Annotated in this window: 9 protein-coding genes; 7 read left to right on the top strand and 2 right to left on the bottom strand. The window is 40.9% G+C overall.

Annotation, left to right across the window (positions count from 1 at the left end; translation table 11 throughout):
* Positions 1–144 precede the first annotated feature (144 nt).
* A complete protein-coding gene (gene recG, locus SO_RS20265) occupies positions 145–2,220 on the bottom strand; it encodes an ATP-dependent DNA helicase RecG (protein ID WP_011074018.1) in 2,076 nt (691 codons plus the stop codon).
* A gap of 510 nt (positions 2,221–2,730) precedes the next feature.
* On the opposite strand from recG, the gene SO_RS20260 reads away from it, so the two are divergent.
* The 7 genes from SO_RS20260 to SO_RS20230 all read left to right on the top strand — a co-directional run bounded on the left by SO_RS20260 (position 2,731) and on the right by SO_RS20230 (position 12,399).
* A complete protein-coding gene (locus tag SO_RS20260) occupies positions 2,731–3,408 on the top strand; it encodes a TorD/DmsD family molecular chaperone (RefSeq protein ID WP_011074017.1) in 678 nt (225 codons plus the stop codon).
* Positions 3,408–3,875: an oxidoreductase associated protein gene (locus SO_RS20255; RefSeq protein ID WP_011074016.1), complete on the top strand. Its 468-nt coding sequence runs from the start codon at positions 3,408–3,410 to the stop codon at positions 3,873–3,875. Before SO_RS20260 ends, SO_RS20255 begins: the two co-directional genes overlap by 1 nt.
* 31 nt (positions 3,876–3,906) lie before the next feature.
* Positions 3,907–4,857: a DmsE family decaheme c-type cytochrome gene (locus SO_RS20250; protein ID WP_238560522.1), complete on the top strand. Its 951-nt coding sequence runs from the start codon at positions 3,907–3,909 to the stop codon at positions 4,855–4,857.
* Between the two features lie 11 nt (positions 4,858–4,868).
* Positions 4,869–6,839, top strand: a complete 1,971-nt coding sequence (locus tag SO_RS20245; RefSeq protein WP_011074014.1) for an MtrB/PioB family decaheme-associated outer membrane protein — start codon at positions 4,869–4,871, stop codon at positions 6,837–6,839.
* An 18-nt stretch (positions 6,840–6,857) separates the two neighbouring features.
* Positions 6,858–9,446 (top strand): dimethyl sulfoxide reductase subunit A, encoded by a 2,589-nt coding sequence (locus tag SO_RS20240; protein ID WP_011074013.1) that lies wholly within the window; start codon positions 6,858–6,860, stop codon positions 9,444–9,446.
* Positions 9,447–9,464: 18 nt separating this feature from the next.
* Complete coding sequence (locus tag SO_RS20235; protein ID WP_011074012.1) at positions 9,465–10,082, top strand: DMSO/selenate family reductase complex B subunit; 618 nt, start codon at positions 9,465–9,467, stop codon at positions 10,080–10,082.
* A 298-nt stretch (positions 10,083–10,380) separates the two neighbouring features.
* Positions 10,381–12,399 carry a lipoprotein gene (locus tag SO_RS20230; RefSeq protein ID WP_011074011.1) on the top strand — a complete coding sequence of 673 codons (2,019 nt, stop codon included), beginning with the start codon at positions 10,381–10,383 and terminating at the stop codon, positions 12,397–12,399.
* Between the two features lie 78 nt (positions 12,400–12,477).
* Here the strand turns inward: SO_RS20230 and SO_RS20225 are convergent, their stop codons facing one another.
* Positions 12,478–13,191 carry a Crp/Fnr family transcriptional regulator gene (locus SO_RS20225; protein ID WP_011074010.1) on the bottom strand — a complete coding sequence of 238 codons (714 nt, stop codon included), beginning with the start codon at positions 13,189–13,191 and terminating at the stop codon, positions 12,478–12,480.
* Positions 13,192–13,359: the final 168 nt, after the last annotated feature.

Genomic DNA, 13,359 nt, shown 5'->3' with positions numbered 1-13,359 from the left:
GTGAATATCATAGTGCTAACATTAAAGTGCAAGTGCCGCCTTGGTTCAGGTTGCAAGTTTATTTTGCAAGTTTACACGCGCTTGTCCATAGAGGTTAGCTGAACAGTTTGAATTTATTTTACCTTGAAGGGGTTAGCTTAAGGTTTACGCTTGAACATATTGTTGCCTGTGTCCAAGCCAACGATGAATAATGGCATCAACCGCATCGGGTGCTTGCGACATCACATGATTCGCAAGCTTTTGGATATGTGGTATAAGCGCTTGATCTCGAACTAAATCAGCTATCTTAAGCTCGGCTAGCCCTGTTTGTTTAGTGCCTAATACTTCGCCGGGACCACGTATCTCTAAGTCTTTCTGGGCGATAACAAAACCATCATTACTCTGCCGCAGTACATTCAACCGCTGACTTGCGGTTTGACTCAATGGCGCCTTGTAGAGTAACACACAATGGCTGGCTACGGCACCGCGCCCTACGCGCCCGCGCAGTTGATGCAGCTGTGCAAGCCCCAATCGCTCGGGGTTTTCGATAATCATTAAGCTGGAGTTAGGGACATCTACGCCGACTTCAATAACTGTCGTTGCCACCAATAAATTGATGGTTCCCGCTTTAAAGTCCGCCATAATCTTTTGCTTTTCAGCACTTTTCATCCTGCCATGTACTAAACCTATGGTCAGCTCTGGGAGCGCTTGGCGCAATTCTTCAGCGGTATCTTCGGCGGCCTGACACTCGAGCACTTCAGACTCTTCAATTAAGGTGCAGACCCAATAGGCTTGGCGCTTGTCCGTGATCACGCTGTTGCGGACGCGCTCGAGTACTTCATTACGGCGCGAATCGGGTATGGCGACTGTGGTAACGGGCGTGCGTCCAGGGGGTAACTCATCGATAATCGAGGTATCTAAATCGGCGTAGGCCGTCATGGCTAACGTCCGTGGGATCGGGGTTGCCGTCATGATCAATTGATGCGGATGAAAACCTTGGTTGATGCCTTTTTCCCTGAGTCCCATGCGCTGGTGGACGCCGAATCTGTGCTGTTCGTCGATGATGATCAAGGCGAGCTTGTGGAAGATAACCTGCTGCTGAAAAATGGCGTGGGTGCCGATCACTATTTGGGCGGCGCCAGATTCAATATCCGCTAAAGATTGCGCGCGAGCTTTACCTTTAAGCTTACCTGCAAGCCATCCGACTTTTAATCCTAACGGCTCAAACCACGCAGCAAAATTGGCAGCGTGTTGCTCGGCGAGTAACTCGGTAGGGGCCATCATGGCCACTTGATAGCCGTTTTCGATGGCCTGCAGGGCGGCGAGGGCGGCAACTAAGGTTTTGCCCGAGCCAACATCGCCTTGCACCAAGCGCATCATGGGATGCGGTTGTGCTAAATCTTTACCTATCTCGGCAACGACACGTTGCTGCGCGCCTGTGGGTTTAAAGGGCAGTGAGGTAAGAAAAGGGTTTAGTAATTGCCCTGTGGCATGCATGGTCACGGCGGCGTCTAGATTACTGCGTTGTCTAAGACGCAGCATACTGAGGTTGTGGGCGAGTAACTCTTCTTGTACCAGTCGCTGCTGTGCGGGGTGTTGACCAAGCTCTAAATCAAATTGTGAAATCCCCGCATGGGGGCGATGCAGGGTTTGCAGCGCCTGTTTTAGGCTCATATTGTTCGGCTGCAAATCGGCGGGTAATAACTCGGTCAAGCCGCCATCTTCTAATAATTCGAGCGCCTGCTCGGTGAGCTTAATCCAACTCGCTTGCTTGAGCCCTTCAGTCGTTGGATAAATGGGCGTGAGTGTATCGCTTAGGTGAATATCCTCACCCGGATAGACGATTTTATATTCGGGATGCACGATTTCTGCTTGATGATTGCCGCGGCGAATCTCGCCATAGGCGCGGATCATTAACCCGTTTTGCATCGCATTGCGCTGCGCCATTGAAAAGTTAAAAAAGCGCAGGCTCATACTGCCAGTATTGTCACGCACATTGCAGACGAGCATGCGTTTACGGCCTTGAAGGATTTGAGTCGACTGGATTTCGGCCTCAATGGTGCCGTAATTTCCGGGCATGAGTGCGGCGATGGGGTAGATTTGCGTGCGGTCTTCGTAGCGCAGGGGCAAGTGAAACAGCAGATCTTGTACTGTTGTGATGCCGAGTTTGGCGAGTTTTTCCGCGACTCTTTTGGCGACACCCTTGAGTTCGGTGATCGGAACAAGATCCAATTGCTGCAAGTCGTTAGCACTCAATCACTGTGAATTTATACATATACTAACAGAGAATAGGCGTAAGGCAATCTTAGGGTTTATTAACTCAAGGCTAAACATTCTGATTCATTACTAAACAATAGTGTGTGGCGCTTGCATGTATAGTTCATAGTTTGCAAATTGATTATTTTAGATTTTCATAAAGTTTTAATGTTACAGAGGAAAATAGCGAAATAAAAATGTCTCAATAATGAGAATTCCAGAATGTTATTTTTTCAAATAAAGATAAAACTTATATAGTCATAAATTAATCTTTAAAATTAAGGTGATTAAATATTAGCTATTGGTGAATATGTTTAAACTATAACTTGACAGTGGTCACAAAAAATGACTTTGTGTCATGAAATGTAAATAGGGTTACAAAATTTATTCAAACTATAGGTTAATTTTGAATTGTAAAGTGATTAGATGTTGTTGGTATATGACTAATTTTATTAAACATATAAACTATTTAATAGTAATAATAGGGTGATTTTGATGAGCAAATCCTCATTTGACTATGAACTATATGCAGGTGCTGGGTCCATGCTTGGATCATTAATTTATAATTACCCTAATGATGTTGAGTATATTAATCAGCTTAAAGCAGATGAGTTTGCACAAGCGTGGCCACGCTTTGATAACAGTACTCTCGAAGAAACATCAATCTCAAAATTAGATAGGTATATAATTTCTTGGCAAGAAACCGATGCAGAATTGACTAAGTTACAATTAGACTTTGGTCAGTTATTTATTGGCCCTAACAGCCTTAAAGCAGTGCCGTGGGGATCATTTTATCTGTCCATCACAAGGCTGCTAAATGATAAAAGTACATTAGAGTTATCCAAGTTTTATGACAGTGTCGGAATTAAACTTGAGTGCCGAGCAAATGAGCCTATCGATCATTTTGCATTCTTTATGCAAACACTAGGGCATATGTTAAATAATTTACATGATGATATGAATTACCTGCAAAATGTGCGTCATATCGACATTTTACTAAAAGAGCATTTATTACCTTGGTCGGAACAATTTTTGAATAATTTACTGGCTGCTGCCAGCACGGATTTTTATCAGGCTATTGCTGGGCTTTCCAAAGTCTATCTTGATAATTTAACCATAATGATAGAACGCATCATGATGGCAAATAATCTAAAAAATATTAGGTCAATTTGATGAGTTTACTGTTTACAGTGAATGTTCAATATGCTAAGTCAATACTATCTAATCGATTATCAATTAGCATGTGTTCCCATCCGGAGATTGTTGATCTTTTTAAAGGCGCGACGACGATAGCGAGTATTAGCAGTCTCATTTCTATGGCAGTGTTTAATGAAATGGATAGCGCTAGATTGGATGAGTTCATTCGTTCGCCTGATATGCCTCTGGATGATGAAAGTTTTACCCAGTGTTTACTGTTTGTTGCTAATGATGTTGTAAATACTGTGTTGATAACCGCAAAGATTGAACAAGCACAGCAGTTGATTATTTCAATGATCAATATTTGGTTAGAAATTAATAAGCAAGGAGCTGTAACCGGTCAAACACCTAACCTGTATCAAGCATTGTTAGTTGCGTCGGATGTATTTGCACAGATTAATAAAAACGTATCATCCTCAGTCAAAAATATGCTTTCAAAATAACCCATTTGAATGGGGTTGTTTGTTGCTATGTTTGGTAAAAAAATCAATATTGGGATTGTATTTTAATATGAAAAAAATACTTTTATTTAAGCTAATATTTATTAGCGCTTTTTGCCTGTCATCGCTTACCATTGCTGCAGAAAATCTAGAGTCATTATTAATTAAGAAGTTTGAAGAGAAGCAATATTCTAAGAGTGGTGCAGATACCTGCCTCACCTGCCATAAAAAAGATGAAAAGGTTAGCAGTTTTTTTAATTCAGCCCATGGCATATCCAATCAAAAAGGGCCGATGGCAGGTTTACAATGTGAAACCTGTCACGGGCCACAGGGTAAGCATCGTGGAAAAAATGAACCAATGATCACCTTTGGTGAGCAAGGAAATATTGATATCAATAAACAAAATGGTATTTGTTTATCTTGCCATAAAAATGAGATGCAAAGTGATTGGCATAATGCAGCCCATCAGCAACAAGCTTGCAGTAGTTGCCATAATATTCACGCAGAGGTGGATCCTATATTGGCAAACGCAGTAAGCCAAAATAAAGTGTGTGCCGATTGCCACCAAGCAGAAAGTCATCAGACATTAATGCGTTCATCACACCCGCTAACAAATGGGCAGATGACATGTACTGCATGTCATGGAGCACATGGCACAATTAATGATGTTGATTTGATAAAAAATAATATTAACCAAACCTGTTATACCTGCCATGCGGATAAAAGAGGGCCACTGCTTTGGGAGCATGCCCCCGTCGTTGATGATTGCACCCATTGCCATAATGCTCACGGAAGTGTGAATGACAATTTATTAAAGACCAGAGCGCCATTGTTATGTCAGCAATGCCATAACGGTAATCCCCATGCTGCTGTGGATCAAGGCATTGCCGGCACGAATGTATTTAATAGTTCAGGTAGTTGTTTAAATTGCCACAATCAAATACACGGTTCAAATCATCCTTCTGGCAATAAGTTACTGAAGTAATGGAGTGAGTAATGAAGTTAAGTAAAACGACAATTGCTTTAGCGATGGCAGGATTTTGCTTTCAGGCATATGCGCTTGACACGACATTTGTGAATAAAGAACCGCAATTAGTTGATATTAAAAATTGGACATGTAAACAATGTTCAGAAAAAACGATGTCAGGCAATATGCAAGTTGGTGTTGCCCATACCGATAGTGACAATAAGCGTACACTTAATAGCTTGGGGACGACAGCTGGCCTTGATGCACTTGTTGATGCGAATGTCAAAATGCGTACAGGTAGTCAGCAACTGCATGCTAAAGCCTATATGACAGATCCTAATATAGCCTATGGTCAGGTCAGTATTGGTGAATATGGCTTATATCGTGCGAGTGTCTTTGGATCTACAAAATTCCAACAAGATGCGAACAATGCTTATTCGGCTCAATACATCGATCAGAATGGGTTGATCACAAATAAAGCTTATCGTGATGATTTATACAAACAAAGGGATGAGTTTGGTTTTAAAGTTGACCTAGAGTTCAATTTGTTTGATTTGAATGTGTTTAATGGGATTACCTATAAGTATGACAATGCCTATGGCAACAAGGCTCTCGGTCTTTTACAGCGGCAAGCACCTTTAAAGCAAAAAGTTCAGAATATCATCAAACCCTATGATACAGAAACGAATACTCTAGATGCCTTTGTGGGATTGTCTGGTGAACAATGGCAATTAAAGCTTGATTACAGCGGTTCTTTATTTAGTAATTCAATTGATGCTATAACTGATTTTAATGGAAATCAGTTATATGCCGATGCGCCTGATAATGAAAGTCATCAATTGGCAGTAAGCGGTTTTATGCAGCTAGATAACACTTTATTCGCGATGAATGTTGCAAGAGGTGTTCAGCAACAAGATGATGACCTGCTTTATCATAGCGACAGTGATTATTTAGCTTGGAATGGTAAAGTCGAACTGAGCAACAATCACCTTTCAATTGATCATAGGTTCAATACTCAATGGAAGGTTAAAGGTGCTTTTGAGTCGAGCTCCAGAGAGCATTCAGGCGCGCGTTACCAATTAGGTGATTATGGGCAAGTTACGCGATTGCTGGATAAGGAAATTAATAAATACAATCTGAGTACTCAGTATCAGTTTAATCGTGAACTGAAGTCTGAAGTAGGCTTCGAATTAAAAAATACTGTACGCCAAGATCAAGAGCGTGAAGAGGTTGATGAAAACCAGTTTTGGGTAAAGGCTGATTATCGATTCAACCCTAATCTTAAGTTAAATGCAAAATTGAGTTATCTGCAACGTGATGGTTCGGCCTACGAGGCCAATCAACTCACCTCAGAGAGTAGCAATGCTATTATCAGGAAGTATTACCTGGCTGATATGGAGGGGGGGGCATTTAACTTCGGTGCAAATTACACCTATCAGTTTTTGGATTTGGGTGTCAAAACCCAATACAAATATAATGACTATATACATACTCGCTTAGGATTGACTGAAAGCACCAGTATCGGGGTGGATGTATATTCAAATGTAACGGTAAATAATCAGCTCAGAATTTATGCCAATGCAGGTGTTGAGCAAATTGATAATAACCAAAGCAGCGGCTTTGAAAGTGACCTAAATTGGTTAGCAGATACTCAAGACTCTTTTGTCTATGTTGGTGCGGGTGCCATATATCAAGAGTTATTTGATTTGCCGTTAAGCATTAATATGGATTATCGCTATAGTGAATCAGATAGTCAGAGCCGAATTCAACCGCGAGCGTCTGCTGATTATTTTAATTTTACGCATCAGTTTGATATTAGTTTAAATTATGAATTATCAAAGTCAGATAGCCTCTCATTGAGTTATCGTTATGAACGTTACTTTGATACTGATGCCGCGAATGTCGATATTGATGCTATTTTGGGTTTAACCACCCTGGGATTAATGGATAATAACTTTAATGCCCATCAAGTCAGTTTCTTATATAAGAAAAGCTTTTAAATTTAGGGGATGATTCTAATGAAAAGACGTGCATTTTTGAAAATGTCGGCCTCATGTGCGGCTGCTGCTACCGTTGTGGGTTGTGGTTCTGATAAAAATCCAGTATTAAAGCCAGAGGTATCGCCTGAGCAGGTGCCTGAAATATCCAAGCTTTCAGCATGTATTGGTAATTGTTTTCAGACTTGTCCATTAAGAGTTTATAGTCGCAATGGCATTATTACACGAATTGAATCTGAAAGCGGTGGTGATATCAAATTTGTGGATAACTGGAGTGTCGATGGTGCTCATCATGAAATTCGCCCTTGTTTAAAAGGTCGTGCACAAAAACAAAAGGCTTATAGTGCCGATCGTGTAAAATATCCCATGAAGCGTGTTGGACCAAGAGGCAGTGGCCAATATGTCCGCATTAGTTGGGATGAAGCTATTAATACCGTTGCCCAAGAGTTATCCACTAAGATTACTACTTATGGTGCACAATCCATTTATTTACCCGTAGCAACCGGAGATTATGATTATCAAGTCGATGGCATGTATGCGGCAATGATGTTCTTGCATGAAATAACCAAGAAGAAAATTCCACTTTATATTCCAGAGATGGATTTTACGATGGAGTTAGATGCATCTGGCTATCTCATGTATCACGATAGTTATTCGGCCGCGCAGATGAAAGATGCGGTAAAGAGCACCTTTGGTTGGGACGATCTGTGGGGAACGGGGAATACCTTACTCGATGTCAAAAATGGCACCGATTTGATGATTTGTTTTGGTTATAACCCGATGGAAAGTCGGATGGGCGGCGCGGGTTCTGCTTACGATTACACTAATCTGAAGCGTCAATTTGGATTTAAGACTATTTATATCGAACCACGTTATACCGATACTATGGTGGTTTGTGATGATCAGTGGGTCCCTATTCGCCCAGGTACCGATGCAGCGCTTGCTGAAGCAATTGCCTATGTATGGATTGCTGAGATGGATGAAGCGCCGCTGGATATGGCATTTTTGCAGAGTAAAGTTTATGGCTATGGCGCAGAAGCGGCTTTCGATCATTATCCTGAGTTGCCATTAGCAAAAAGTTATAAGGGGCATATTTTAGGGCTAGATGATGGCCAAGCTAAGACACCCGAATGGGCAGCAGCAATTACGGGGATTCCTGTCGATACCATTCGCGCACTGGCCAGTGAAATTGCGGCGGCAAAAACACCGTTCTTTATTCAAGGTTGGGGTATTCAGCGTGCCCAAAATGGTGAAAATGCCGCCCGTTCATTATTTATGTTGCCAATTTTGCTGGGCAAGGTTGGTGATAAAGGCACCAATTTCTGCTCTGTACCTGGCGCCAAAACTTACGCCAAACCGATTGTTGCAGGGATGGAAGCCGACAGTGTCGGTAATAGTGTGGGGTCAGCTGTCATTAATGGTACAGAATTTACCATTCCTGGCTATAAATGGTTAGAAGGGGTTCAGCGTCCACTTAATTCTCGGGATGATGGTCTGCGACATATGCTCGGGGAAGAGCAAAAAAAGGATCACGATAATATTCTCGAGTTGAAAAATCCGATTAAGTTTATTTTTGGTAATGCCTGTGGCACGACATTAAATCAAACTGCAGATATTAATCATACTTTAGATATTCTTAATAATGCGCCTGAAGCTCAGGATCTGTTTATTTTGGCGATAGATCATATGTTTTCTCCGAGTGCAAAAATGGCGGATATCATTTTACCTTGTATTACTAACTTAGAAAATTCTGATATTGTGACGAATAAGTTAGATCATGATTCGGGAATGATGGTGTATTCCTATGTGTTTGAACGTGCTATTGAACCTATGTATGAAGCCAAAAGTACTTGGGAGATTTGTCGATTATTAGCGGCACGAATGGGTGTTGAGCACTCTTATGCTCGCTTAAAAACGCAAGATGAATGGGTTAAATGGAGTTTTGAGCATTACGCTAAAAAAGTGCCTAATTTATATAATCCAGAAGATACCTATGAGTCGGTATTAGGCCGCAGTCCTGTGCGCCGTATTGCCTCTGAAAATCCATTATTTAAAGGATTGCGTGAATTTAAATATGGTGGCGTAACCTTGAATACTCCTTCTAAAAAAATTGAGGCTTATTCTTTAACATTATTAAATCGCACTCGATTTGAAAAGTTTGAAGAAACAGAGACCAGCTTTATTGGGAAATATATTCCGGCAACTGAAGGCGCTGAGGATAATGAGTTTGCTGCAGAATATCCGTTCCAGTTGATAAGTTGGCATCATAAGGGGCGGGTGCATTCAACTCATGCTAATTATCCTTGGTTAAAAGAAGCCAATGATCAAGTGGCGTGGATTAATCCACTTGATGCGCAGCGCTATGGTGTCGTTAACGGCAAAAAAATGACCTTGACCAACCCTCGCGATGCAAAAATGGTGATCACCGCCAAAGTCACTACGCGAGTCATGCCCGGCGTGATTGCCATGGGGCATGGGGCATGGCATCAACCGGATGCGAATGGGGTCGATCATGGCGGTAGTGTCAACGTGCTAGTTAGTCGCAAAGCTAGCCCGACAGCGCGTGGGATCCCCGCCAATACTGCGCGTATCAGAATTGTTCAGGCTTAATTGAGAGAGATATTGATCATGCAAGAACCAACCCAATACGGTTTTTATGTCGATACCACTAAGTGCAGTGGTTGCAAAACGTGTCAAGTGGCCTGTAAGGATCGCAGTGATATCGAGGTCGGTAAACAGTGGCGCAGAACCTACGAATATTGTGGTGGAAATTGGACTGCTGATGGGCAGGGTGCTTACCATCAAGATGTATTTGCCTATTATATTTCAATAAGTTGCAACCATTGTAGCAATCCGGTGTGTGTTAAAGCTTGCCCTACGGGGGCTATGTATAAAGAGCGCAGCACTGGCTTAGTGAAAGTGAATCAGGATCTGTGTATTGGCTGCGAAAGCTGTGCTCGTGCTTGTCCTTATGATGCACCACAGATCGATCCACAACGTAAAGTGATGACTAAGTGTGATGGTTGCAGCGACCGTGTTGCCAAGGGCCTCAAACCAAGTTGTGTGATGTCCTGCCCGCAGCGCGCCTTAGATTTTGGTTTAATTGCCGAGTTAAAGCAACAGTATGGCAACGATAGCGATATATCAGGTTTGCCATCATCTTCTATTACTCACCCAAATTTAGTGTTAAAGGTGCATGCTAAATCAGGGCAGCGTGGGGAGATTATTAACATCACAGAAGTGTAATAGTTGTAATAAATATGGATAGCGCTAAAGCCCGCTATCCATATTAACTCAGTAAAATTTTATAATGTGTTCAATACAAAATTGTTACCAACGTATATAGAGTAGAGTTATTTAATTCACTCAGCATTGTTAAATAAATTTAACTACGATGTGACTTTCATTTTTTTTACACAATATGATTGTTAGTGCAAGTTACTTATCAACTTAGTGGTTACATCAATATCCGCTAAATGGCTATGTAATTAAAGAATAAGTGTTATAAAAATACCGACCAACAACCTTAAATAGGATGGATTTGATGAAAGTATCCAAAATTTCCAACTTAGTTGGATTAGTCGTAATTGGTACGACGTTAATCGCATGTTCTAATAATGATGATAATAATCCAACGTCACCGCTGGAAACTAATTATAAATATGCAAGAACCACCATCGCTCCTGTAGATGAGATTTATTATGGTCGAGCACATGTTAAGAATGAATTTGCACCCTACAAAGGCCTAACTGACGAAGATGCCGCTAATGATTTATTGCCCGCTAAGGCGCGTCGTAATGGTTCATATGCTTGGGGGGTTGCTGAATATGGTAATGAAGTCTGGTTTGGTAGCCTAAATAACGGTTGGTGCGGTTGGATGATGAAGCATCTTAAGTTGCCTATTTATAGCACGGCATTTGATTCAGATATTCTAGCCTGTAATTTAGTAGATATACGTCGTCCAGGTCAGCTATATATTTATGATGTTACTAAAGGGAAAACAGAAATAATTGACCCAAGCAAATTTAATAATGCTGCTGGCCAAAATTATGCCTATGACATCACTACTGGGCCTACAGCGATAAAAGATGGTCAATATGTTGGAGAAGAGGCCAAAACTTACGGTTTCCGCTCTGCAGGTCAGTTTGATGGCATCGTGTTTTTTGTGGGGCACGCCAATTTAAGTCAAGATGCTAGTGCTGCCGCTGAAGGTTTTTTACGGTTATTTGCTTTTAATGCGGAAACGCGTACCTATTTAGGTAAGGCGGATTTCCCTTATGATTCAGTTCGTCGTATGACCATCCTTAAACATCCCGATGGCAGTCAGGCCCTGTATACCTTTATGGGACCAGATACTTCATTAGGTCAAGCCGGAACAGCTGGTACCGTGGGATTACGCTGGGTGGGGACCAAAGAAGCGCCATTAACCGGTGGCGATCTACATGGCTTTGAAGTAGTAACTACGGCAGATTTTAATTATGAAGGCTTACCGGGTGAATTTGTACAAACACCGGATGAAAAGGGTAGTTCACGATTAGTGGTCACAACTTGGGCTCATCCTAAATTGGGTAAGGATGAAGGTTATCAAGGTGGCAGAATGTTGGCATCTAATCCTATGCCACAGAATGGTTTTAGTAAGGCAGACCCCATTAACTTTGAGATGATTTTCTCAACTGATGATTATGAAGTAGATGCAAACATTGCTAAAGGTTACGAAATGGGCGCAATGACTATGCATAATGGTTATCTCTATTTCGGTACTATGCACGTGGGCCACTCCGGTGGTTATGATAAGGTCAAACAAGCCTTCCCTGATGTCTTCCCAGCAGTTGGCGATGGCGAATACTCTAAAACAGAGCAAGAGTTATCGATTAATTCATGGAGAGCCTCCTCTTTATTTAGAATGAAGATGGATAAGTTTTTGACTCCAGAGCAGTTTAAGCCTGAGTTGCTTTATGGCTATGACAAAATGTGGACCTTTGATGGTAATGTTTGGGCTGAAAAGCCAAATAAACTGGGTTTAAGCCCTAAATTTGGCCCAGCAGGTTGGGGTGAGCCGTTAAACGTCTATGCTTGGACGGCAGTGACTCACAATAATAAAGTCTATTTTGGGGGCTTCGATTTAGGTAGTGGAATCCGCGATTATTATGATCTCGTTCGAGGTGTGTCAACTCCTCAGGCTGATGAGCGTAGGCTCGGTTTAGAAACTAAACAACCAGATTCTTTTTGCATGGGGCCTAATAACTGTGTTGGTGTTGAGTATATAGTTTCAGGAAAGTCTTGGTTTGACGTTGCGGTTAATAATCCGATGTTTTATATCTATGAATGGGCAATGAAGCAACCAGGGGCGGCGAATAAATCTGGGGCCGATCTTATCGTGTTTGAAGATTTAGACAATCCTGCTAAAGTGATCACTTATAATGGTTTTGGCAATAGCGGTAATAATGGTATCCGTAATGCCTCCATTATTGATGGTGAGCTGTATTTTGGCACCTCAACTTATTCGAATTTGGGCAGTAATGCTGGATTTGAATTTTATAACGTTGCTGAAGAACAGGAATAGTTGATAAAAGTGGCCAAGCAACAATGTTGCTTGGCCATTTTCTATACCTGTAAATAGTATTAAATTTTGAGTACGTAATTAGAAACCTTTGAGTTTTTCTGTGAAGTATGACGAGATATCAACTGACAACTCTGCTTTTAATGCTGCAATGTTTAAAAGTGTAATTTTTTTATATTCAGTTTTTATGATGCCTTTGTGTTCCAGATTATGAATAAAACTACTGTAGAACTGTCGAGTCACACCAACGTGATTGCACATAATTTGTTGTCCAACAGAATAGCTTGGGTCTTTGTTTTTTACATCGACTGAAAACATCAATATCATAGTTAGAATAATGTAGTCTCTTTTGCTAAGTAACGTTCTTAAATATCCTAGTTCATTCATGAAAATAATTTTTTTTATGAATAGTTTAAGTAGTTCTTTTTCTAATTTTCGGTTGTCTTTGAGAACCTTATCCAATATTGATGGATTCCAATGAAGAATAAGTGCTTCTTCTAAGCAGATATAGTCACAACGACTATCATCAATTAAATCAGGGAGTGAGGTAAATAAAAATGTGTTTTCAGTTGTATTTGATGGGATTATTTCAAGTCCCTCGCCAAAATTATATCGAGTGATTATTGTACCGCTTGCAAGATAACAAATGCCTTTTGAACTTCCGGTAGAACAAAATATATCACCCTCATTCAGTTTTTTTATCTGAATAGCATTCAACAAAATAGATATTTCATCTTTAGTAGCACCAAAATAGGCCAACCTATCGGTTAAGTTCTTTTTTGCCTTAATGAGCATGATTCTCTCTATTAGATGGTGATTATTAATGAGACTATTATACATAGATTTTTATGTAATGCTTTGATTTTAGTCACGTATTAAAAGTTGGTAGGGTATGGCCGTTATTTTCTTATTTATATACTAGAGTCTATATTATTTTTTATTCAAGGTATTTATAACAGGTTT

Source organism: Shewanella oneidensis MR-1 (assembly GCF_000146165.2).
Classification (GTDB): domain Bacteria; phylum Pseudomonadota; class Gammaproteobacteria; order Enterobacterales; family Shewanellaceae; genus Shewanella; species Shewanella oneidensis.
The sequence above is the reverse complement of the archived record's forward strand: the minus strand, read 5'-3'. Positions and strand labels throughout refer to the sequence as shown.